The sequence below is a fragment of the Paraburkholderia sp. GW821-FHT02A12 genome (genome assembly GCF_059422005.1).
This window is the reverse complement of sequence record NZ_JBWKWA010000002.1, coordinates 1,192,268-1,213,081: the sequence shown is the minus strand read 5'-3', so window position 1 is coordinate 1,213,081 and position 20,814 is coordinate 1,192,268. Positions and strand designations below refer to the sequence as shown.

17 protein-coding genes are annotated in these 20,814 nt (G+C 58.9%); 8 read left to right on the top strand and 9 right to left on the bottom strand.

Features of this window, described 5'->3' with window-relative positions; translation table 11 throughout:
• Window positions 1-87: 87 nt before the first annotated feature.
• Together AC07WT_RS26850 and AC07WT_RS26845 are read left to right on the top strand one after the other, a co-directional pair.
• Window positions 88-384 (top strand): YciI family protein, encoded by a 297-nt coding sequence (locus tag AC07WT_RS26850; RefSeq protein ID WP_494949266.1) that lies wholly within the window; start codon window positions 88-90, stop codon window positions 382-384.
• Entirely contained in the window at window positions 377-937 is a 561-nt protein-coding gene (locus AC07WT_RS26845) for a cytochrome b (RefSeq protein ID WP_172167987.1), read from the top strand. The genes AC07WT_RS26850 and AC07WT_RS26845 overlap by 8 nt, the downstream gene beginning before the upstream one ends.
• A gap of 470 nt (window positions 938-1,407) precedes the next feature.
• On the opposite strand, the gene AC07WT_RS26840 is transcribed toward AC07WT_RS26845, so the two are convergent.
• Together AC07WT_RS26840 and AC07WT_RS26835 are read right to left on the bottom strand one after the other, a co-directional pair.
• Window positions 1,408-1,533, bottom strand: coding sequence for an AMP-binding enzyme (locus tag AC07WT_RS26840; RefSeq protein WP_407945652.1), 126 nt, complete (start codon window positions 1,531-1,533; stop codon window positions 1,408-1,410).
• Between the two features lie 69 nt (window positions 1,534-1,602).
• A complete protein-coding gene (locus AC07WT_RS26835) occupies window positions 1,603-2,802 on the bottom strand; it encodes an AMP-binding protein (RefSeq protein WP_494949265.1) in 1,200 nt (399 codons plus the stop codon).
• A 250-nt stretch (window positions 2,803-3,052) separates the two neighbouring features.
• Here AC07WT_RS26835 and AC07WT_RS26830 point away from each other — a divergent pair, with 250 nt between their 5' ends.
• From AC07WT_RS26830 to AC07WT_RS26815, 4 genes are all read left to right on the top strand, one after another.
• Window positions 3,053-4,186 (top strand): CaiB/BaiF CoA transferase family protein, encoded by a 1,134-nt coding sequence (locus AC07WT_RS26830; protein WP_494949264.1) that lies wholly within the window; start codon window positions 3,053-3,055, stop codon window positions 4,184-4,186.
• Between the two features lie 214 nt (window positions 4,187-4,400).
• The gene (locus AC07WT_RS26825) at window positions 4,401-5,276 is read left to right on the top strand and encodes a crotonase/enoyl-CoA hydratase family protein (RefSeq protein WP_494949263.1); all 876 of its coding nucleotides are present in this window, start codon (window positions 4,401-4,403) and stop codon (window positions 5,274-5,276) included.
• Window positions 5,277-5,963: 687 nt separating this feature from the next.
• Window positions 5,964-7,253: an EAL domain-containing protein gene (locus tag AC07WT_RS26820; RefSeq protein ID WP_494949262.1), complete on the top strand. Its 1,290-nt coding sequence runs from the start codon at window positions 5,964-5,966 to the stop codon at window positions 7,251-7,253.
• A gap of 230 nt (window positions 7,254-7,483) precedes the next feature.
• Entirely contained in the window at window positions 7,484-8,521 is a 1,038-nt protein-coding gene (locus tag AC07WT_RS26815; protein WP_494949261.1) for a methyl-accepting chemotaxis protein, read from the top strand.
• 955 nt (window positions 8,522-9,476) lie between these two features.
• Here the strand turns inward: AC07WT_RS26815 and AC07WT_RS26810 are convergent.
• The 6 genes from AC07WT_RS26810 to AC07WT_RS26785 all read right to left on the bottom strand — a co-directional run bounded on the left by AC07WT_RS26810 (window position 9,477) and on the right by AC07WT_RS26785 (window position 17,445).
• Window positions 9,477-10,409 carry a pirin family protein gene (locus AC07WT_RS26810; protein WP_494949260.1) on the bottom strand — a complete coding sequence of 311 codons (933 nt, stop codon included), beginning with the start codon at window positions 10,407-10,409 and terminating at the stop codon, window positions 9,477-9,479.
• A gap of 507 nt (window positions 10,410-10,916) precedes the next feature.
• Window positions 10,917-12,266, bottom strand: a complete 1,350-nt coding sequence (locus AC07WT_RS26805) for a cytochrome P450 (RefSeq protein WP_494949259.1) — start codon at window positions 12,264-12,266, stop codon at window positions 10,917-10,919.
• A 17-nt stretch (window positions 12,267-12,283) separates the two neighbouring features.
• A complete protein-coding gene (locus tag AC07WT_RS26800; RefSeq protein WP_494949258.1) occupies window positions 12,284-13,390 on the bottom strand; it encodes a terpene synthase family protein in 1,107 nt (368 codons plus the stop codon).
• Window positions 13,391-13,536: 146 nt separating this feature from the next.
• Window positions 13,537-15,612: a 3-hydroxyacyl-CoA dehydrogenase NAD-binding domain-containing protein gene (locus tag AC07WT_RS26795; RefSeq protein ID WP_494949257.1), complete on the bottom strand. Its 2,076-nt coding sequence runs from the start codon at window positions 15,610-15,612 to the stop codon at window positions 13,537-13,539.
• 296 nt (window positions 15,613-15,908) lie between these two features.
• A complete protein-coding gene (locus tag AC07WT_RS26790; protein WP_172168000.1) occupies window positions 15,909-17,150 on the bottom strand; it encodes an acetyl-CoA C-acetyltransferase in 1,242 nt (413 codons plus the stop codon).
• Between the two features lie 70 nt (window positions 17,151-17,220).
• The gene (locus AC07WT_RS26785) at window positions 17,221-17,445 is read right to left on the bottom strand and encodes a hypothetical protein (RefSeq protein WP_494949256.1); all 225 of its coding nucleotides are present in this window, start codon (window positions 17,443-17,445) and stop codon (window positions 17,221-17,223) included.
• 892 nt (window positions 17,446-18,337) lie between these two features.
• On the opposite strand from AC07WT_RS26785, the gene AC07WT_RS26780 reads away from it, so the two are divergent.
• Window positions 18,338-19,036, top strand: a complete 699-nt coding sequence (locus AC07WT_RS26780) for a serine hydrolase domain-containing protein (RefSeq protein WP_494949255.1) — start codon at window positions 18,338-18,340, stop codon at window positions 19,034-19,036.
• An 81-nt stretch (window positions 19,037-19,117) separates the two neighbouring features.
• Window positions 19,118-19,555: a nuclear transport factor 2 family protein gene (locus tag AC07WT_RS26775; RefSeq protein WP_172168002.1), complete on the top strand. Its 438-nt coding sequence runs from the start codon at window positions 19,118-19,120 to the stop codon at window positions 19,553-19,555.
• A 20-nt stretch (window positions 19,556-19,575) separates the two neighbouring features.
• Here AC07WT_RS26775 and AC07WT_RS26770 read toward each other — a convergent pair whose 3' ends face one another.
• A complete protein-coding gene (locus AC07WT_RS26770; RefSeq protein WP_494949254.1) occupies window positions 19,576-20,793 on the bottom strand; it encodes a TetR family transcriptional regulator in 1,218 nt (405 codons plus the stop codon).
• Window positions 20,794-20,814: the final 21 nt, after the last annotated feature.

Sequence of the window (20,814 nt, the reverse complement as noted above, 5' to 3'; positions counted from 1 at the left end):
GGCATCACGTCCCAACTCGACATTGCGGTTGACACCGCAGTGTCGTCTAGTTGACATCCAACCTAAAACTGACAGGAGCAGAGTGCAATGGCTCATTTTCTAGTCGAGATCCAATTCAAGGCTGCGGCGGATCAACAAGATCTTCTTGAACAACGCGCCTTTCTGGAACGGATTGCCAACGATCGGTCGCTGTTATTAGCAGCCGTGTTGCCACAGACGCCGGGCAAAGGGTTAGCGATCATCCGGGCGCCTTCGATCGAGGCAGCGAAGGCGATCTACGGCGAAGCGCCTCTTTTCAAGAAGGGAATCATCGGCTGGAGCATGACCGAGATTGCGCCCACCTATGGAATCCCGGCCCTTCTTGAGGAGGAGCGCGATGAATGATCAGTCTGAGCAACTCTATCGTCCCTGGGCGCGCCGCCTCCATTGGATCACGGCTGCGTTGGTGCTCACGATGCTAGTCGCCGGGCAGCGATTCAGGTTGGACTTGCCAAAAGCCCAACACATCTTTTCGCTTGCGGGGCACTCGGCCTTGGGCGTGAGCCTGCTGGTGGTTATGCTAGTCCGCGTCGTGTATCGGTTGCGCAACCCGCCACCGCCGTTCCCGACGGAACTTTCCGGCTGGCAGCATCAGCTGTCCGCACTCGTTCACGGCGCGCTATACATTCTGTTGTTCGCCGTACCGGTGCTTGGCCTAGTCGCCGCCTCGGCCTCACCACTTCCGGTCCAACCAGCTTACCTGTTCAATCTCACAAACCTTCTGGGCAATCCCAATGAAGCGCGCTTCTCCGTGATGCGCCACTATCATGATTTGAGTACCTGGCTGTTGGCTGCGCTGCTAGCCGTTCATATTGCTGCAGCCCTACTGCACCACTACGTCTTGAAGGACAGTGTGCTCGGGCGGATGTGGCCAAGGTCGGCGCGCAGGCGTGCCTAAGAGGGTGCCGAATTTGAGCATGGTGCGAGCGGGCCATTAGGACGATGTGTTAGAGAACGGGCACCGAAGCGACTCACGGGGGCTGTTCAGCGCCCTCCAAGCGGGCAACGGCGCATCTGACACGGCTGTTGCGTCCGTTGCTGCTGAGGGTGCTGTGCCCAGTGCGCTGCTTACCACTAACGTCGTTATCCGATCGTGAGCGGTACCAAGCAGCGAACCTCAGCCCGAATCCCGCGTGGATTGCGGAAGCGGATTGAGGTCAGCCAAAGCCCCGGATTAATGCAGGATAGTGGAAATATGCATCTCTGTGATTTCAGTTCGCGGCGCAGAATCTTGCCCGCCACATTGCGCGGAAGAGCGTCGACGAAATCGACGCTCGTGGGTGCCTTGAAGTGCGCCATGCGTAATCTGGCGAAATCGATAATTGCGCTTGCGTCAACCGCTGTGCTTGGATGTAGCACTACGATCGCCTAGACGGCTTCTCCCCATTTCTCGTCTGGAACGCAGATCACCGCGACGTCAGCCACTGCTGGATGATCATGAATGACATTCTCCGCTTCGACTGGGTAAATGTTCTCGGCACCAGAGATGATCATGTCCTTTATGCGATCGCTGATGTACTGGTAGCCGTCCTCGTCCAGATACCCGGCATCCCCAGTTCGCAATCAGCCGTTGGCATCGAACGTGCCAGACGTGGCTTCCGGCAACCCCCAGTAGCCGACCATGTTGGTCAGGGTGCGCGTAACGGCCGCTCCGACGGTGTGGGGAGGCACCTCGTTGCCTCGTTCGTCGACGACCTTGATCTCTACACCGGGCAACGGAATGCCCGCCGCGCATGCGTTGGTTCCCCGCCGGATCGTGAATTCCCGGCGGAAGGTAAACGATCGGATCGTTCCTGACGTCTCCGTCATCCCGTAGGTTTGGCAGAAACCGCATCCGAACACGTCTACATATTGCCGAAGCAAATCGAGCGGCATCGGCGAAGACCCATAGACGATATAGCGCAGCCGACCAAAGTCCATCTGGCGTGCACGTGGCTGGTTCACGACGATTCGCAGTACCGCCGGACCCATGAAGATCTTGGAGATCCCGTCCCGCTCGATGAACTCCAGAACTTTAAAAGGACCAAACTCCCTGGCGACAATTGTCTTGGCATCGTTAAAGAGGCCGACGACGCCCCAAACTCCGCCACCGACATGGGCCACTGACATCGCTGCGAGGCTGACATCGTCGAGGCCCCAGGTGTTCCAGTTCATCTTTGCCTTGGCGACGCGGCGGCGCACGCTAAGGATGCTTCGATGCGCCAGCATTGCACCCGTCGGACGCCCCGTCGTGCCCGACGTGTGGAACTGCAGCACTACATTCTCCTCAGTCGGGCGCCAATCCACGTCTATTGGATCTCCCTTGCTCCGCCAGCTCTCGAAGTGCTCGGACGAAGCACCTCCCGGCTCGAGCGCGATTACCTTCGCAGAGCGACTGAACAGACGTGGGACCTCCGGCATCTGGGTCTCGACTTCGGGTCCGGCAAAGAGCAATTTGGCACCGCTATCTTCGAGCATGTAGGCCATCTCGCCCGCAGCGAGTCGCCAGCCGATGGGACAGAGGACGACGCCAATCTTCGTAGCTCCGAACAAAAGCTCGAAGAAGTAATTGTTGTTTTTGCCAACATAGGCGACGCGTTGCCCTTTCGAAATGCCCTGTTCGAGAAGCGTATTTGCCACCTGGCACGAGTGGCGTTCGAACGTTCCATAGTCGGTGTCACGCCCTTCGACGCTGAGCGCCACGGCCCGAGGACGATGATGCGCATGGCATCGGGCTACGCCTCCAAGCGTCCGCAAGGCATCGAAGTCGACTGCTTCACCCATCAGGACCTGGATCCGAAAGCGGATGCCACATGCCAGTCCGCGGCATGACTTCTGTTACTAATCTCCGGCCATGCATCCATCATGGCCTTTCGACAAGGACGTGTCATCATGCTTATCTTCTCCTCTCCCTTGCAACAGTCAAACCCGGCACAGAGAAACAATACCGTGTAGACATTTCACCTGACACTGCGGTATCTTATCGATGCAGGCTATCAGGCCGCCGACCGGAAGAATCAACAGGAGAAGGAAAATGACAGTCAGTGGTCCACTCTCTGGCGTAAAGGTGCTTGAATTTGCAGGTATTGGTCCGGCGCCATTCGCAGCAATGATGCTCTCCGATATGGGGGCCGACGTCATTCGCATCGAACGCCCAGGTGCAAAGGACCCGACTCCCGATCGGATCGACTTGCGTGGACGTCGCACAATCACTCTCGACCTGAAGGATGCAGTCGCCGTTGCACTCTGCCTGGAGCTCTGCACCTCCGCCGAAATCGTCATCGAAGGGGGTCGTCCGGGAGTGATGGAACGGCTGGGACTTGGACCTGAAGTCATGCTCGTAAGAAATCCGAAACTGGTCTACGGGCGAATGACGGGCTGGGGTCAATTCGGTCCCCTAAACCAGGCAGCAGGACACGATATCAACTACATCGCCCTGACTGGCGCGCTCCATTCGTTCGGTACAACGGACAAGCCGGTCCCACCGCTGAACCTGGTTGGCGACTATGGCGGCGGCGCAATGTTCTTGATTTCGGGCCTGTTAGCCGGCCTCATCCATGCACGCTCCACCGGGCTGGGCCAAGTCGTCGACGCTGCCATGACGGATGGCACGGCCTATTTGTTGACGCTGTGCTACAGCTTGCTAGCCGGAAAGCGATGGGTCGATCAGCGGGGCATCAACTTGCTAGATGGCGGTGCCCCGTTCTACGACACCTATCAGTGCTCCGACGGGCACTGGATCTCCGTGGGCTCCATAGAGCCCCAGTTCTACTCACTGCTGCTCGAAAAGTCTGGCGCAACCGAGCTAATGTCACAGCCGCAGATGGAACGTTCCGCGTGGCCGGAGATGAAGCAGACCTTCGCTGCCATCTTTCGCACGAAAACCAGGGATGAATGGTGCGCCCTCATGGAGGGCACCGATGTCTGCTTCGCGCCTGTTCTCTCACTGCGCGAAGCACCACATCATCCTCACAATATCGCACGCCAAACCTTCATAGAATTGGACGGTGTGACCACGCCCGCACCGGCACCACGCTTTTCTGCAACACCGTCCACCATCCGGATCGGCCCCTGTACCGCCGGCCAAGGAGCAAGGGAGACCTTGCGCGACTGGGGCATTTCCACACCCCGGATTGAGGAGCTCGTTTCGGGAGGGATCCTTTCATGACCCGTTTCGGCCCGCAGCGGTTCTAGTTACCGCATCGCCAGCATCGACCAGTCGATCTGCGGCTGGCGCTTTATTGGGCTCGCCCGATCATGTCAAAACGGTGCGCAAGCGGGTGGAGAGTCAACTCGGTGGGTTGGCGATCCGTGATCTGGACGCTTCCAAAACCGTGTTGTGCATATTGCCGGCACCGCTGCTCACAACTAGGATTTGTCCAATGCCGTTCAAGACCATCCGCTTCGAGGCCGCCCGCGGGATCGCAACGGTGACCCTCAACCGGCCGGAAAAGCTAAACGCGGCCAATGCCGACATGTTCAACGAGCTGATCGAAGCCTTCGACAGAGTCGATGCCGACGATCAAATCCGAGCCGTCATCGTCACCGGCAGTGGCCGGGCCTTTTGCGCCGGAATCGAAGTCCAGTCACTTAGGTCGGCGGCAACTGCGGATTCGCCTCGCTCACATGACAGACGGCCCGACGAATTGCATGGAGTCGCAAGAGATCCCGGCGGGCTCGTGACGCTGCGCATCTTCAACTGCCGGAAACCGGTGATCGCCGCGATCAACGGCCCCGCCGTAGGCTTTGGTGCGACGATGACACTTGCGATGGACATGCGACTGGCGAGCAGAAACGCAAAATTTGGCTTCGTTTTCGCCCGCCGGGGCATCGTCCCGGAGGCCGCCTCGTCCTATTTTCTACCGCGGCTGGTCGGTATCGCGACGGCGCTGGAATGGTGCTTCAGCGGCCGCATATTCGATGCGAAAATCGCCCAAAGTGAGGATCTAGTGAAGGCAGTGTACGAGCCTGACGACTTATTGCCCTCGGCCATGGGCTACGCGCGCGAGATCGCCGACAACACGCCACCGGTATCGATTGCGATGACGCGACAGATGCTCTGGCGCGGGCTCGGCCACACACATCCGATGGAAGCGCATCGCATCGAAAGCCGCGGCCTAGGCTCGCGCTTACAAAGCTGTGACGCCCAAGAGGGCATCGCTTCCTTCCTTGAAAAGCGGACGGCCGTATTCCATGACAGAGTGTCGGTCGACATGCCCAACTACCATCCCTGGTGGGAAGACCCTGAATATCGCTAGACGGGATTAACGGACAGGCTCGGATCCCCGCGCCTTAGCGCGGCACCATGCTCAGAGCGCCGTCCGAGCGTATCGTCTCGCCGTTCAGCGCCGGACTGACAATTGTGTGGTCCTACGATCCGACATATGCCCGGAATCCAGCGCGGCGTCTTGCGCGGTTCGCGCGAATCGCAATTCAGGTGTCGTGCCGGACTGAATCCCAACATCGTCGGCGTGGCATTCATTGCCGCGCATGACTTCGGTAATCGGAAGATCCGTGTTGGCACAATTGCTCCGGATTTTTCGATATCCCGATGCTCATCTAGGCCACTCCGGCGACTAGCGAAGCCTTGAATCGCTCGGTGCCAAACTCAGGCCGACTGGGGTGGCCCGAACAGGGTGAATATGCAAACTTGGGACGGCGTGGATATCGGACAGACCTAGTAGCGGCAACCTTGTCCAACGAACTTTTGGGATCACCATGTCGGACGAGTCAAGTTAAAAAACGCTCCGAAAATCGAGCGAGTTCCAAGTAGTGCATTGCTTGCCGCAAGCCAAGAACTGACTCGCGAGGCCTGTCTGGGTGCGACTTGCAAATGAATAAAACAAGCGTATAGGTGGTGCGCTTGCCCTAACCGAAGATAGCGTTCACTGCTGCGGCGTTCTCATCGATGCGGAACGCGACGCGTCATCTTAGCGAGTATCCAATTGGAACTTCCAGACCTCCTGCAATTCTCCGGAAATGGCGCATCGCTCCAGTCATCCTTCGCCCGATTCGGTGAGTTGACTCTTTCGAGCGCGTTCCAACCGATTTTCAGCTTTTCACACTACCGTCCGATCGGCTACGAGGCTCTACTCCGAGCACACGATCTAGCATGCAACGAGGTTGAACCGCTGAAGGTGTTGAACCGTCCCAATACGCGGGGACGTTGGAACAACCTCGAACGGGGTGTTCAATTGTTACACGTGTCCAATTTCGTGCGAATAGCGAACGCACATCAGCGGCTCTTTCTCAATACCCGGCCGGACAGTTTCATCACCTCGGATGCCTATCGCCGTCTCGTCGAAGACACTTTAAGTCGCTTGCAATTGATGCCCGAACGTATTGTTCTCGAACTTCTCGAAACGCCGAACGGAGATCTCGAGCGATTAATCGAAGGTATTGCGTCATTTCGGCGGCACGGATTTCTCATAGCACTGGACGACTTCGGTGCAGGCCATTCGAACATCGATCGAGTCTGGCGACTGCAACCCGATATCGTCAAACTAGATCGCAGTGTCATCGCACAGGCAGCTCAGGAGCCTCGCGTTGCGCGCATGTTGCCGCGGTTAGTCTCGCTATTGCATGAAACTGGCGCATTAGTCCTAGTCGAAGGCGTCGAAACGCAATCTGAAGCACTTCTGTCGATGGAGTGCGATGCGGATTTCGTCCAAGGATTTTACTTTGCACGCCCTGCCCCGGGCAAAGCGGATGAGGAGTCTTGTGGGGCAGTCATGGACTCGATATCTGAGATGTTTCGAGCCCGCATCGAACTGAATGAACGCGCGAAGACCACGCTTCGGTCAGCTTACACAGACGCTTTGCAGACAGCGGCGGAGATGCTTTGCGCCGGCATCGATCTGCCTCATGCTACTGAAGACCTCTTGCGCCTGCAAGGCGCAGTCCGCTGCTTTTTGCTGGACGGTTACGGTTATCAGATCCGAGACGACATAAAAGCCATGCAGCCTTACGCCTCAGCGTCAAATCTGTTTCGATCCACGGCCGTGACGTCGGCAGGTTGTTGGGACAGGCGTCCATACTTTCGTGATGCAATCAGCGATCCGGGGACGGTGCAGATTTCCGAGCCCTATCTGTCAATCAACGGGCCGCACCCGTGCGTCACCTTTTCAATCGCGATCTCTGCCAGAGGATCAATGTGGGTATTGTGCGCGGATACCGACTGGCAAAACATGACCGGTCACTACGACGCCGGCAATGCGATGAGCTGGAATCGGTGACAGGAGGTTCGTCGGCTGCGCCACGACTCCGGTTTTTCGCCTGCTGTCGACCGCCTTTCAGTAGCCCGAAGCCCTATACGCGAACTTGTAGGTGGTTTGCTCCAGTAGAGCGCAGCGACGCGACTAACCTCGCTCAATTCGCAATATACCTGTACAAGCCAACACCACGTCAACAGGCCCGATCCTTGCGTTGCCGGATAGGTGTTAGGTCATCTTCCAAGGCGCAGCCAATGTCGAATCCCCAAGAAATCGTTGAACTTACACATCAAGTCAAAAAGCTCGCGACGAACAAAATATCAGATATTAACGACATCAATAGAGAAACGACGTTTCTCGCTCTCAATGCGCTGATTGAGGCGGCGCGTGCCGGCGATGCCGGCAAGGGATTCGCCGTCGTGGCAAACCAGGTCAAGCACGTGTCAACACGAATTTCAGACATTACGACAGTGCTCAACAAGGAACTCGCAGGTTCGTTGTCGAAACTGACGGAGTTGGCTGACGGTATGATTGAGCGTGTGCGCTCACACGAGGGGCAGCGATGCACCGATCTTGCGCTGAACATGATCGATATCATCGACCGGAACCTGTATGAGCGATCATGCGACGTCCGTTGGTGGGCCACCGATTCGGCAGTAGTCGACTGCCTAGCCAATCGAAATGCCGCGGCTCGAGAATATGCGTCCCGTCGATTGTCGGTCATTCTGGATAGCTATACCGTCTATCTGGATCTCTGGATCGTCGACGCTGGAGGGGCCGTGGTGGCCAACGGTCGCCCTGGCACCTATCCTGTCATCGGCAAAAATATCGCCAATGCCAGATGGTTTATGGACGCAATGAAAACCGCGTCGGGATCAGATTTCGTAGCTGCGGACGTTGAAGCGCTCCCTCAGATCGGAGGTGCACACGTTGCTACCTACGCCACGGCAATTCGTGAACGGGGCGCAGTTGATGGTCAACCAGTGGGCGCTCTCATCATTTTTTTTGACTGGACACCACAGTCATCCGCAGTCGTACGCGGAGTGCGCCTTAGCGACGACGAGTGGGCACGGAGCCGCTGCATGATCGTGGACTCGACGTTCCGCATTATCGCAAGCTCTGACGCAAAGGGAATTTTGAACGAACCATTCCGACTCACCACTGAGGGAAAGCCACGCGGATCTTACCGACTATCGGACGGGCGGACAGTCTCCTTCGCATTGACACCCGGGTATGAAAGCTACCGCGGGCTAGGTTGGTACGGTGTCGTGATACAGGCGCCGACTGCCTGACGCTATCCGGTGCGCTCAATCTGTGTCGAAGCCGGTCTTTGCGTCGTGGCCGGCCGAAGGTGAAGATGCCAGACGGTAACGTCATCCTTTCCGCGCCTTGCACTGCCGCCCCTTGGGTAAAACGTATTCAGGTTTGCGGGTCCTACATTAGCATCTCCACGAAGTTATTGAGTCGGCGACAGGTGCGCCGCTGCTAGCATGCCGCGGGCTCACGCGCGGCTTTGGACCTCCTGCCCAGTTGGGGTACGACGCGCGTGATGCACCACCTGCCGCGTGAGTCCTCACTGATATTGCCGGCGCCGACCTCGTAATCTGCGGGACCGCAGCAATCCCACGGCGACAGGGACAACTGGCCGATGAATGGCTGCCCGTTATGGTAGCGAATTGCGTTACCTCTAACCGGGATTAAGCCCAACGAACGACGTGCTACGTCCGCCAGCGCAGCTTCACCTTGCAGGCCTGCTTCCTGCGCGTGTCATATTTTTCAGCGAAAGCATGGATCGCGCCCGAGTGAAGGTCAAATCCAGCCTTCCCGGTACCCTTTGTGAACGGATGGCCGTCGTATCCCAAGAGGAACCGTCACTCGCGTTCCCACGTCCTTGTCGACAGCTTGGTGCAGTAGTTCCTCAGAACGTTGACTGCGCGTGCCTGGTCCTGCAGCCCACGGGCGAGCCTGTCTTTGACTCGGAGATGGAGAACGTGGATAGTCTGCTGCGTGTGCCGATACGGTTGCTCCTCCGCATAGGCACGCTTTGGACTTCCCCTAAAAAATCACAGCATCCGGGCTGCGCTGTCTACACCCGCCATTCATCCCCGGCCTGAAGGCCGAGGTCTTCAGGCAAATCGTCGATACTGTAGGGCTTCGCGCTCGGCAACAGAATCTGAATCAACGGGCGCGCTAGCACCACGTCTCACCCTGCCCTCGCGTCCCGGTAATCCCGCGCACGTAGAGGCGCTATCGATAGACCGGCATCATCCCCGAAGATGTGAGCAGCCCTCCAGTCTCTTTCAATCTACGGCCAAGCTCAGCGATACGGCGCTCGCCGGCGACGAGCGCTTCTGCGGACGTGTGCACAGAGTAGGCTCCAAGATGCAATGGATAAGTATGCGGACGCGCGGAGCCAAGAACGAAAACGGCAGGTTCACTGCCAACTGCCTCCAGAACGATTGGCTTCTCGTTGTGTTCGAAGAGCACCATCTCGCTAGAGCCGATCGGTTCGCCCGCATCCAGCGCCCCCTTCGCGACGGCCAGCCAACCGACGGAGTGCGCGTTCGGCGGCTGGTAAATCCAGCGCTCACCGACCTGCAGAGTAACCAGCAGATAGTTGATACCTGCTGGCGCCGGTACGGGGCTCTCAACCTCGCCATAACAGCCGACGATGACACGAGCGGGCCCGGCCTGCCTTATGTGTTCGGTTTCGAAACAGCGGCTTTCCGGTTCGCCGTTTTCGAGTTCGGGTGTCAGCGCAAGCCAAAGCTGAAAACCTTGAATATGAGGTACGTCACCTGGCGACAACTCGTGACCGTGCCAGACCCCGCCACCCGCGCGCATCCACTCAACACCACCGTACGAAATCACGCCCGTGCCCGCCGCCGGATCGTCGTAGCGCATGTTTCCTTCGGTAAAGACGGTCACAGTAGCCACGCCCGAATGCGGATGGATCGGCATGCCGCCACCCGCTATCATCGCGTCCATCGTCCGACGATCGGCGCTAAATATATCGAGGAATACGAATGGTTTTAGAGTAGAACCTAAATCCGACGGACTCATCAGGCGGGCAATCGGCCCGTATCCGTGGCCGCGCGTTCGATGCTCAATACGTCTGCATGATGTGCGGGAGCTGGCCGCACCTTCAAACAAGTTGGTAAGCGTTGCGTCAAGATTCATTTCCTTCACCGCTCCTTCTGATTGCATACGGCGGCACGCCGCACTTCTATCGATCGCCGTCGCGGCAGACTCCACTGCCGCCCCGCGATTTCGACGTGACCCCAATGAAACCGAACAGACCTTTGACATAACTTTCCCGGCAGTCGAAGAAATCTGCCGTTGCTTCTCCGCTGTAGAAGCCCCCATGCGATGAAGCAACGGTAGTCCGATTGTTTCTCGAGAGTTCTTCCACCGCGCGCGTTGTAGCGGAAGGTCCTACCTGTCACGACGAGTCGATGCAGCCATGCCTTGGGCGAGACGCCAACGAAAAGTTATACATCGGCGCATCGCCCCAGAGGTCGATTAGCGCCCTATAGACAAGGCTCGCTTAATGGTGCTCCGCCAACTGCTGCCAAACGCGCAAACCGCCCTCCACGAAGACGAAGGTCAAACCCAGCGCCGCGAAACCACGTCCGGGAAATAAGACGACTGTTAAGCGTGGCGAGCAACATGACCGAAATGCAGCCGTTACTCTTCCTTGCGCGGCCTTACGGTCATCACAAGGCTACGGGGCCGGACGGTTGCCCAAGCCACCGTCCGTACTGTCTGCCCCGGGGCGAGTTCCAGCCTCCAGCGCCGGAGCATGGTAGCGAGGGCAGTGATCATTTCGGTCATTGCCAAGCGTTCCCCCATGCACCGGTGGACGCCTCCGCCGAACGGCACGAACGCGCCAGGAGGAAGCGTCAGGGTGCCATCCAGCCAGCGGTCCGGGTTGAACGTCAAGGGGGCGGAGTATAAGTCGGGATCGCGGTGCAACGCGTGCTGGCAGTAGGCCAGTTCGGTGCCTGCGGGGAGAGTCCAGGTGGCCAGGCGGGTTTCGGTCACGGTGCGGCGTGTGATAATCCAGCCGGGATGGTGCAACCGCAGAGCTTCAGTAATAACGCTGGACAAATACGGTAGTTGGTCCACCGCATCGAACGTCATAGGGCGATCACTGAGGATCTGATCGAGCTCGGTGAGTACTCGGGCCTCGATCTCCGGACGACTAGCCAGCTCGTACAGGACCCAGGACAAGACCGTGGCAGTGGTCTCGGTGCCGGCCAGTGCCAGAGTCAGCACTTCCGAGCAGACCTTGTCCGTAAGCGGTCGGCCGATCGCCTCGTCCTCGGCGAGCAGAAGCATGGACAGCATGCCCCCGGCGTCGTCCTCGGAGGACTGCAACGCGGCGATGGCTTCACCGATGGTGGCCCGGATGTCGTCACGCGCCTTGAGGAAACGACGGTTGAAGGCAATCGGCAGACGTTCGACCCAGTCGGGCATCATGAGACGCACACCGATGCCGCTCAAGATCACTGAAAGGTTCTCGCACAGCCGGGCGAAGACAGCGGAGTCCAGGCTCCCGGCGAAGACGGTCTTGACGAGCATGTCGAGCGAGAGTTTGATCATCGCTTCGCGGACATCCACGGCTTGACCCGGCACCCACTCCTCGATGGCGGCGTTCGCCTCGCTGCGCATCACGTCGACATAACTGGCGATCTTCGGCCTGCTGAAGACCGGCTGGAGGCGCCGCCGTTTCTGGGTGTGCTCCGACCCGGCCACCGTGATCACCGCCTCACCCACCAACTGACCCATCTTCTCGTAGAACCGCCCCTTGTCCAGACTCGGCCCCAGTTTGGTGAGCATGGTCTGGATGAGCTCGGGGTCCTGTACCACGATCGTGCGTGTGCCCGGCTGCAGGGTGATTTCGACCAGCGGGCCGTAGTCCTTGCGAAGCGACGCGATGAATGCGAGGTTGTCCCGCCACAGGTGCACTGCGTGCCCCAGCAGCGGCAGCGAGCCCGCGGCCCGGGGGATGATGGGCGCTTTCGCCAGTGTCATGGTGGCCAGACTCCTTATCAGCTGGTGGTAGTTGCGTCGAGGTCGGTGAGGCATTGCCACCACCATCGGACCGAAGGGACGGGGATCGGTTCGAGAGTGGTCTCGCGAGCCTGAGACGTCAGGGTGATGCGAGAGCGGCTTCCATCGGTGGCGTTGATGTAGCGACCGCAGTTGGCGCTCCAGTCGATGTTGCCACGGTTCCACGCGTCCAGGTCGGCGATGAAGCGGGCCAAGTGTGGGCTGGCGCCGCCGAGTATTTGGTCGCGCAGGGCGAGGTACGCGTTCAGGACCCTATCGCGGAGGGCGACGGCCTCCGTGAGGGCCTGCCCGAGGCTGTAGCCGTGCTCGTGAGCAAGGACCGCGACTAAGTTGTGCCAGTCACCACCGCGGCGGGTCTCCTTGGCATAGGAAAAGATGTCGTTGTCCCAGCCGACGATGGTACAGGTCATCTCTATAAGCGCCTGCACATGCGGGTGGCTAGTCTGATCGTGTGGGACCTCGAAGCCGTTGCCCACGTCCTGGAGGAAGATGGTGGCCCGCAGGGATCCGCTGTCGATGCGCGAGGCCGCGTATTGGTCGAGTGTGGGAATGACGCGGTTGGCCCGATTGAGTGCCTCCCATGCCTGGCACATGAGGTAGGCACGTACGGCCGCGCCCCACCGCGCGATCTGCACGGGTGAGGCAACATCCTCCAGGCGCCGCCGGATGTCGGCCAATGCCGCGACCACCGGAAGGTATCCCCCTTCAGCTGGGTTGGGACGCGGTGTCTCTACCACGCGAGCCAGTTGGAGCGCAAGTTCCATCATCGCACCGGGCTTGTCGCTGTGGACCCCTTCGTCACAGTAGGCATCGTCGAACACCAACAGCCACATCAGGTAGTCTGTGGCGACCTGCAATGCCGAACGCGAGTTGCTGCGCGGCATGATCCGCCCTGCCAGGTCGCCGGCCAACGCCCGTACAAGTCGCTCCCGCTGGACCGGATCAGAGCACAACCCGAAACGGTCTGCCCAGGCCAAGGCTCGGGCGTCGAGTTCCCGCCAAGCCGGATGGATAGCGGGCGATATCGGACACCACACGGCGGGAAACACCAAGTCTTCAGGGTCGATTACATTCACGACGGACATCAGCAATTCCCTCCGCAACCAGTCTTCGGCCAGTTATGCATGGAATCGGCCTTATGTCCGAGTTTCTGGTTGTACAAGATTGATTGGATATGCCTGAAAGCGGCTTGAGACGCGCTCTGCGGATTGTTCATGCGCGCGTCGCGCTTCTAGAGCGTCTTGAATCCCCGTCCCTCGGCCACGAGCCTTTCGAGCAGCGGCGCCGGCTTGAAGTCGTCGCCATGGATCTTCTGCAGTTCGCGCAAGCGATCCAGTATCCTTTTGAGCCCCACCAGCTCTGCCCAATGCATCGGGCCGCCGCGATACACTGGCCAGCCGTAGCCCTTCACCCAGACGACGTCAATGTCGGATGCTCGCAACGCGATCCCTTCCTCAAGGATCTTTGCGCCTTCATTGACCATCGGATACAGGCACCGTTCGAGGATCTCTTCATCGCTAATCTCGCGCTGGGCGATGCCGCGCTGGGCCGCAAAGTCGCGAACGACCTGCTCGACAAGCTCGGAGTTCGATCGATTGCGATTGCCGTCATAGTCGTAATAGCCAGCGCCAGTTTTCTGACCGCGCCGCCCCAAATGGACGAGGAGCTCCCGCACTGAGTTCGGCGTCTTGTTGTTCGGGTCAAGTCCGAGGTCGATGCCCGCGAGGTCGTTCATGGCGAACGGCCCCATCGGCATCCCGAAGTCGTAGATAACGCGATCGATATCCCAGAGTTTCGCGCCCTCCAGCAACAACTTCTGCACCTCGCGCTGTCGCTGGGCCAGTAACCGGTTGCCGACAAAACCATGACAATTGCCGACCAGCACCGGAACCTTGCCAATCTTCTTGCCCAGCGTCATTGCGCTCGCGATCGCGTCCTTTGCAGTGGCGCTGCCCCGGACCACCTCCAGCAACGTCATGACGTTCGCCGGTGAAAAAAAGTGCAGGCCGATCACGTCCTGAGGCCGAGACGTCGCGGCCGCAATTTCATCCAAGTCAAGATAGGAGGTGTTGGAGGCCAGGATGGCGCCCGGTTTGGCGATGCCATCGAGCTTTTCAAAAACCTCCTTTTTGATATCCATCCGCTCGAAGACGGCCTCTATGACCAAGTCGCAGTCGGCCAGCTCGTCGAACTGCAGGGACGGGGTCAACAAGCCCATCCGGGCGGCAACATCCGACGGACTCAGCTTACCCTTGCTCAGGCTGCTTTCGTAGTTGCGCTGAATTGTCGCAGTGCCGCGATCAAGGGCCCCCTGGTCAGCCTCGACGATTATCACGGGCAGGCCGGCATTCAGGAAATTCATCGCAATACCGCCGCCCATGGTGCCTGCACCCACAATGCCGATCTTCCTTATTGGACGCGTCGGAGTGTCCTCCGGCACTTCCGGAATCTTGGATGCCTGACGCTCCGCGAAGAATACATGCCTTTGCGCGCCAGACTGCGTGCCGGCCACTAGCTTGCGGAACAGACCGCGCTCGATCTCCATCGCCACTTCGAACGATTCGTTGACGGCCGCCTCAATGGCCTGGATATTGGCTTCGGGCGCGTCAAAACCTCGAAAGCGCTTGGCATTGGCCTTACGAAACTCCGCGAAGATTTCAGGGAAGATCTTTGCTGCGTCGAGCTTCTCGTTGTTGTCACGAATGCGAAGCAGCGGCTTGCCTTCCGCCACTACCGAGCTTGCAAACGCGATCGCGCCCTCGCGCAAGTCCCCGTCGACCAGATGATCGAAGAGGCCCATGCGCTGCGCCTCTTGTGCTGGCACATGGCGGCCGCTCGTCACCAGATCAAGCGCCGTTTCAACGCCAACGATCCGCGGCAGCCGCTGCGTTCCGCCCGCCCCCGGCACAAGTCCGATGTTAACCTCGGGAAGTCCGGCTTTAGCGCTTTTCGTTGCCACCCGGTAGTGCGCCGCCAGTGCGACCTCGAGCCCGCCGCCAAGGGCTGTGCCGTGGATCGCTGTGATCACCGGCTTCGGTGCAGCTTCGAGCAGGTCCTGGATATCACGAATCGTGGGGCCTGCACTGGACTTACCAAACTCGCTAATATCCGCACCGGCGATGAAGGTCCTCCCCTCGCAGATGAGCACAATCGCCCGCACCGAAGTATCAGCATTCGCGCTGACAAACGCCTTATATAACCCCTCTCGCACTTTGGCAGACAGCGCGTTCACCGGGGGCGAGTTCACTGAAACGACCGCAATGTCGCCTTTCGGGCTTAGATCGATAACTTCGTTGATGGACGCCATTAGTACTCCATATATAAAATCGCGCTCTTTAGCCAAAAGAGTCGTCGATCACTTCGCGCCGCCGGACCAGGGCGTGTACTATTCCTTAGATGCGGCCATCCCCACTGCGAAATAGGTACTCAGACCGGTCACGCGTTGCAGGTGTCGCTTGAAAGCCAGTTGCTTACCAACGTTTGCTTCGAGCGCGAACCTCGCAAGACGCCGCGTCAGATTCCGGGTATAGGTCGGACCGGCGGCTGCGCGGCTTATTTGTACTCGACTGGAGATCCAGACATCCGGCGGTCTCCGGACCCTGGTCAGAGGCGCTCGATGATGATCGCCGGTGCCATGCCGCCCGCCGCGCACATGGTGACCAGACCGCGGCGGAGGTCTCGCCGTTCGAGTTCGTCGAGCATGGTGCCGATAAGGATGGCCCCTGTAGCACCGATCGGGTGGCCAAGCGCCATGGCGCCGCCATTCACATTCACCTTGTCCCGGTCGAGCTTGAGGTCGCGGATGAATTTCTCGGCAACAACGGCAAAGGCCTCGTTGATCTCGAACAGGTCGATATCGTCGAGTGTAAGCCCGGCCTTCGCGAGAACCTTCCGGGTTGCGGGCACCGGGGCATTCAGCATCAGCGTAGGACAATCGCCCATATTGGCCGCCGCAACAATACGTCCGCGCGGCTTAAGCCCGTGGGCGGCAGCATAGGACGGCGACGCCAGCAACAGGGCCGCAGCGCCGTCGACCACGCCGGAGGAGTTGCCCGCGTGATGCACGAACTGGATGTCCAGACCGGCGTACCGGTCGTTGATAAGCTGGCGGAAGGTCTTACCGGTTGAGTCGACGGCAACGTCAGCGAGCGCCTCGAACGCCGGCTTCAGCCCGGCGAGGCCCTCCAGTGTCGTCTGTGGTCGCGGATACTCCTCGTGGTCAAGGGCAAGCGTATCGTCATCGTGATAGACGGACACCAGGCTCCGAGAGAAATGACCGCCGGCGATCGCCTTGGCTGCGCGTTGCTGGCTCTCGTAGGCCAGCGCATCGAGATCGCTGCGCGGAATCCCCTCGATGGTGGCGATTGCGTCGGCACAGATCCCCTGATTCGATTGCGGATGGAGCGCGCGCAGATGTAGGTTGCCGTTGTCAAAGACGTTAGGACCATCTTCGGGGCGTTTGCTTGCGTTGTTTACCGACATCATTTCCGTACCACCGGCAACTACAAGATCCTCAAAGCCCGCACGTATCGAGGCTGCCGCGATAGAGACGGCCGTAATCCCCGAGCCGCAGAACCGGTCCAGCGTGACTCCGCTGCAGCGGATGTCATATCCTGCATCGAGCACGGACATGCGACCAAGGTCATTGGCTGACTTGCCGCGCTGCGCATTGGTACCCCAGACAACGTCGTCGACGTCAGCAGTGTTGATTCCTGTACGCTCCGCAAGTGCCTTGAGCACCGTTGCTCCGAGTCGCTGCGGGTGAATTTCACAAAGCGCGCCCTTGCCCATTTTGCCGGTGCCGCGAGGCGTCCTGCACGCGTCGATGATTAGTGCTTCGGTCATTCCGAGAACTCCTCGTTTACAGGTACGTAACAAAACACATGAAAACATACTCATTAGTCAATGCATATTACTATGTCGGATGTTTCATGGAAAAGCAACAGCCAAGTTTGAAAAAACTTAGCGGCGGGTTATCTTCCTTGCAATGGCGTGGCATGCCGCCACGAATGAGATTGATAATCTTCGCAATGCGATGAGTTAGTTCCCCAACCACACCGCGCGACTGAATCATCGCTTCGGCGGCGAGGGTTTCCGTTTGTCCGATGGTATATTTGGCAGCGGGCAAGTCTAGGATCAACTTGCAATTGTCCTGGGGCCTATGGCCGCTGCTGCCGAGGCCTCCGACTTGAAACGCTCAGGCGTCTCAACCGAGTAGCCGCCCAAACCAGATTGGTACGCTCTGCGCGCATGTCGGCGAGTCGCAAGGAAGTACGTTCCGTACCTTCCTGTCGTCCGCATAAGGCAGAAAATCATGTTGGAGTGCTGGGCTAGGCATGATCCATGCCTTCTGGCCATTGACAATGAACCTTTTGCCATCACGCACTGCGCGCGCCCCAATTACAGGGAAGCCCGAACCGGTAGTGCGTCTGGAAAAGCCCTACGTCTACCAGTCGCGATCGTCGAGCACGCGCGGCAGCCGATGCCTGCGTTGTGCTGCGGATCCGCACCTAGTGAGCACGGGTCCGAAGCACCTCAATTCTGTAGAGAACGATTCGCCCCCCCCCAAAGACAAGGGCCGACTCGTTGTCGAATATGAAGGGCCGCACAACAGACCGACCGATTCCGCCATAATTTGGTATCCAGTCCGCCCTGCCGCCTAGGGATGTGATGCCACGACGCCATGTACTCCCGCGACAACCGCAGTTCGTCAGCTACCTTGCTCGCAAATCGCACCGGCACTTCTCCGCGCAGGAATTCCCGCGCCCGGCCTTGAAACCGCTTCTCCGCCAGACTGCATCCAGGTCCATCGTTGCCGTCTTCACATGCGCCTTACTTCCAGCATGCGAGGCTCACTCATAGAACATACCTCGATGTTTTTTTTAACGCCATTGTGGTATGTTTTACTCCTACCTGCGCTGAGGGTACTAGTGCGGTGCCCTTTTGGGACGCCATGGCGAACCTGCATGCATCGACCGCTCAAAATACCCGGACAAAAGCGCGTAGAGCGATGGGAGTTACCGAGCAAAAGGATGCTTGGCACGTTATTCGGAGCACAAGATGACAACAGGATCGATTGCCACTTCGCCGGTGTTCGCACTCCTTCGCGATCCTTTCGTAAGAAATTTGCCAAGAACCACAGAAATCAAGTCGGAATCGCGCTGATCGTGAGCGGGGAAATGGTCGCAGATCTATGGGCCGGTCGGGTCGATCCCGCGCGTACGCGGACTTGGACGCCAGACACGATCGTTACCATCCGGTCCTCGACCAATGGAATCCTCGGCACCTGGTTCGCCGTGGTTATCGATCGCAGACTCTCGTCTTGCGAGAACAACGTGTGCGAGTACTGGCCCGAGTTTGCCCCATCCGGCAAGAAAGAGATCACCATCGACATGCTGCTGTCACACGAGGCCGGGCTCAGCGGCTTCATCGAGCCGGCAAGCGTTGACGAGCTTCTCTACGGCACGGCTGTCTCCGAATGGCTTGCGCAACAGCCACGTCAGTCGATGCCCGGCACCGTATCGAGTTGTTACGGCATGACGCTCGCGGTGCAATGGTCACGGTATACCATCAACGTCAACGCGATTGCATCTGGATGCTTTCCATTTGGAGATGATGGATACGATGATCGAGTGCACGGGCGAGTTCACCTATCGCTTCCCACGCAAAGCCATGGGCCGCCCGCTGCAATTAGACTGAGCCCTTCTCTATCTGGCGTCCCTGCCAAGTGACTTTGCAGCCGATGCCGTTATCAAGGTGGCCGACAGCCGGCATCCTCGATGATCGGCGCCACCATATCCCCAGGAGGATGTATGCCCCAATCGCCGAAGAGCAGAATTGACATCGTGAGGGTCTATTTTCAGGAGATCGATGAGGGCCGCTTTCCGCATCAACTCTTTACGTCCGACTTCGAATTCTACTTCCCTAAGTTCGGCGTCGGACGCGGTCTAGCGGAATTCGGGGAGCTTGCGGCGGGAATGATCGCCAGCGGCAACAAGGTTGGCCATTGCCACGACTCGTTCAGTTTCATCGAAGCGGACCGGCATGTCGTCGTCGAAGGCGCAACCCGTGGGACCACCAGCGAGGGCACCGCGTGGAAAGGTGGCGACACCCCCGGTGGCAGGTTCAGCAGTATTTTCGATTTCGACAGAGAGGGCTTGATCGAACGGATGTTCGTCTACCTCGATCCGGACTACGCTGGCGCCGACAAAGCTCGCTTTTACTGGAGGCGTGAGAAGCCGAGTTGGTAGAGCATTGCTGAGCACATCGATCAGCGCCGCCGAAGACCTAGGAGCAGGAAGCGACTGACTTCCTGAGCAATTTGCGCCGCACGCCGTTCATTTGCGGGAGGCAGCCACGTCGAAAGATAGGTAAAACTCCCCGGCGCGGCCAGCTTTACCGGTTCGAGATCGAAGGGACGCAGGCTGCCGTCTGCGATCCCTCGACGGGCAAGCTCAAAAGATCGTGCGGCCAGACGTTCATTTCGCTTCGCAAGCTTGGCCCGCGTCTTCGCCGGAAAGGCTCCAAGGCCCGTCGTAAGCCATAGCGGATAGATGTCACTGAGTTGTGCCTCGACGTCGAGTTCGATCGCCGTCATTGTCGCTTCAAGGCCTGTCTCGCAGGCCTCGGCCGCATCCATGACGCGCTCGTAAATGTCGAATGCGCGCGCGCAACAAAATGAGACAAACTCCGGTTTGCTCTCGAAATGATGGTAAAGCGCCCCCTTCGTCATGCCCATTTCCAACGCAATTTCGTCAAAGGAAACACCCGCTATGCCGCGACGATTGAAGAGCTTGGATCCCGTCCGAGCAAACTCCTCCATTCGCTGCTCGCGCTCAGTCCGTGGCGTATCGCCCAGGATTTCCGCAATCCGGCGATGGGTGCTCGGAAACCGGTTGCCTAGTGGCACCACACCGTTCATGACCATGTCCGGGATCGCCGCAGCCATTCTGGCGGCGAACTCCTGTTCGGACTTCTTCAACCAAATCCGAATCAGCGGCGCCCATGACAATACACCGAAGATCGCCTGACAGACGACCTCCAGATCGCAGTCCCTGATCGAGCCGTCCTCTTGGCCTTCGCGCAACAAGGTCTTCAGGAGCTCGACGTTCTGCGCCCGGTCCTTGCGAACGGTGGCTTGCTGTTCGTCATCGAGTACCGCGATCTCGCTCAGGACAGCCACGGGGTAGTGATCGAGATCGACCGAGAGCTTGAGGAACATGCCGAGTCGCTCGGCCCCACTAACCGGCGTCTCGTAAGCCCGCAGCAGGTCACTCTGGGTGAGCGAGCAGGCGCGCCTATAGCACTGGAATACGAGGTCCTGTCGATCCGTGCAGTAGTTGTAGAGCGCTGCGCGCGTCAGGCCCACCCGCTTGGCGATCGAACTCAGGCTCGCGCCAGCTACACCGTCGCGGGTAAATTCCAGTGTCGCCTCGTCGATAACCGCAATGTGACGCGCCGCGCGCGCTTCAGCCATCAGTGAGCGCATCACGACCTCTCATTGGCGACG

What these genes read in the sequence shown, in the direction of transcription:
- AC07WT_RS26850 (WP_494949266.1), top strand. Translation starts at nt 88, where the DNA reads ATGGCTCATTTTCTAGTCGAGATCCAATTCAAGGCTGCGGCGGATCAA.
- AC07WT_RS26845 (WP_172167987.1), top strand. Translation starts at nt 377, where the DNA reads ATGAATGATCAGTCTGAGCAACTCTATCGTCCCTGGGCGCGCCGCCTC.
- AC07WT_RS26840 (WP_407945652.1), bottom strand. Translation starts at nt 1,533, where the DNA reads ATGATCATCTCTGGTGCCGAGAACATTTACCCAGTCGAAGCGGAGAAT.
- AC07WT_RS26835 (WP_494949265.1), bottom strand. Translation starts at nt 2,802, where the DNA reads ATGGGTGAAGCAGTCGACTTCGATGCCTTGCGGACGCTTGGAGGCGTA.
- AC07WT_RS26830 (WP_494949264.1), top strand. Translation starts at nt 3,053, where the DNA reads ATGACAGTCAGTGGTCCACTCTCTGGCGTAAAGGTGCTTGAATTTGCA.
- AC07WT_RS26825 (WP_494949263.1), top strand. Translation starts at nt 4,401, where the DNA reads ATGCCGTTCAAGACCATCCGCTTCGAGGCCGCCCGCGGGATCGCAACG.
- AC07WT_RS26815 (WP_494949261.1), top strand. Translation starts at nt 7,484, where the DNA reads ATGTCGAATCCCCAAGAAATCGTTGAACTTACACATCAAGTCAAAAAG.
- AC07WT_RS26810 (WP_494949260.1), bottom strand. Translation starts at nt 10,409, where the DNA reads ATGAATCTTGACGCAACGCTTACCAACTTGTTTGAAGGTGCGGCCAGC.
- AC07WT_RS26805 (WP_494949259.1), bottom strand. Translation starts at nt 12,266, where the DNA reads ATGACACTGGCGAAAGCGCCCATCATCCCCCGGGCCGCGGGCTCGCTG.
- AC07WT_RS26800 (WP_494949258.1), bottom strand. Translation starts at nt 13,390, where the DNA reads ATGTCCGTCGTGAATGTAATCGACCCTGAAGACTTGGTGTTTCCCGCC.
- AC07WT_RS26795 (WP_494949257.1), bottom strand. Translation starts at nt 15,612, where the DNA reads ATGGCGTCCATCAACGAAGTTATCGATCTAAGCCCGAAAGGCGACATT.
- AC07WT_RS26790 (WP_172168000.1), bottom strand. Translation starts at nt 17,150, where the DNA reads ATGACCGAAGCACTAATCATCGACGCGTGCAGGACGCCTCGCGGCACC.
- AC07WT_RS26780 (WP_494949255.1), top strand. Translation starts at nt 18,338, where the DNA reads ATGCTTGGCACGTTATTCGGAGCACAAGATGACAACAGGATCGATTGC.
- AC07WT_RS26775 (WP_172168002.1), top strand. Translation starts at nt 19,118, where the DNA reads ATGCCCCAATCGCCGAAGAGCAGAATTGACATCGTGAGGGTCTATTTT.
- AC07WT_RS26770 (WP_494949254.1), bottom strand. Translation starts at nt 20,793, where the DNA reads ATGCGCTCACTGATGGCTGAAGCGCGCGCGGCGCGTCACATTGCGGTT.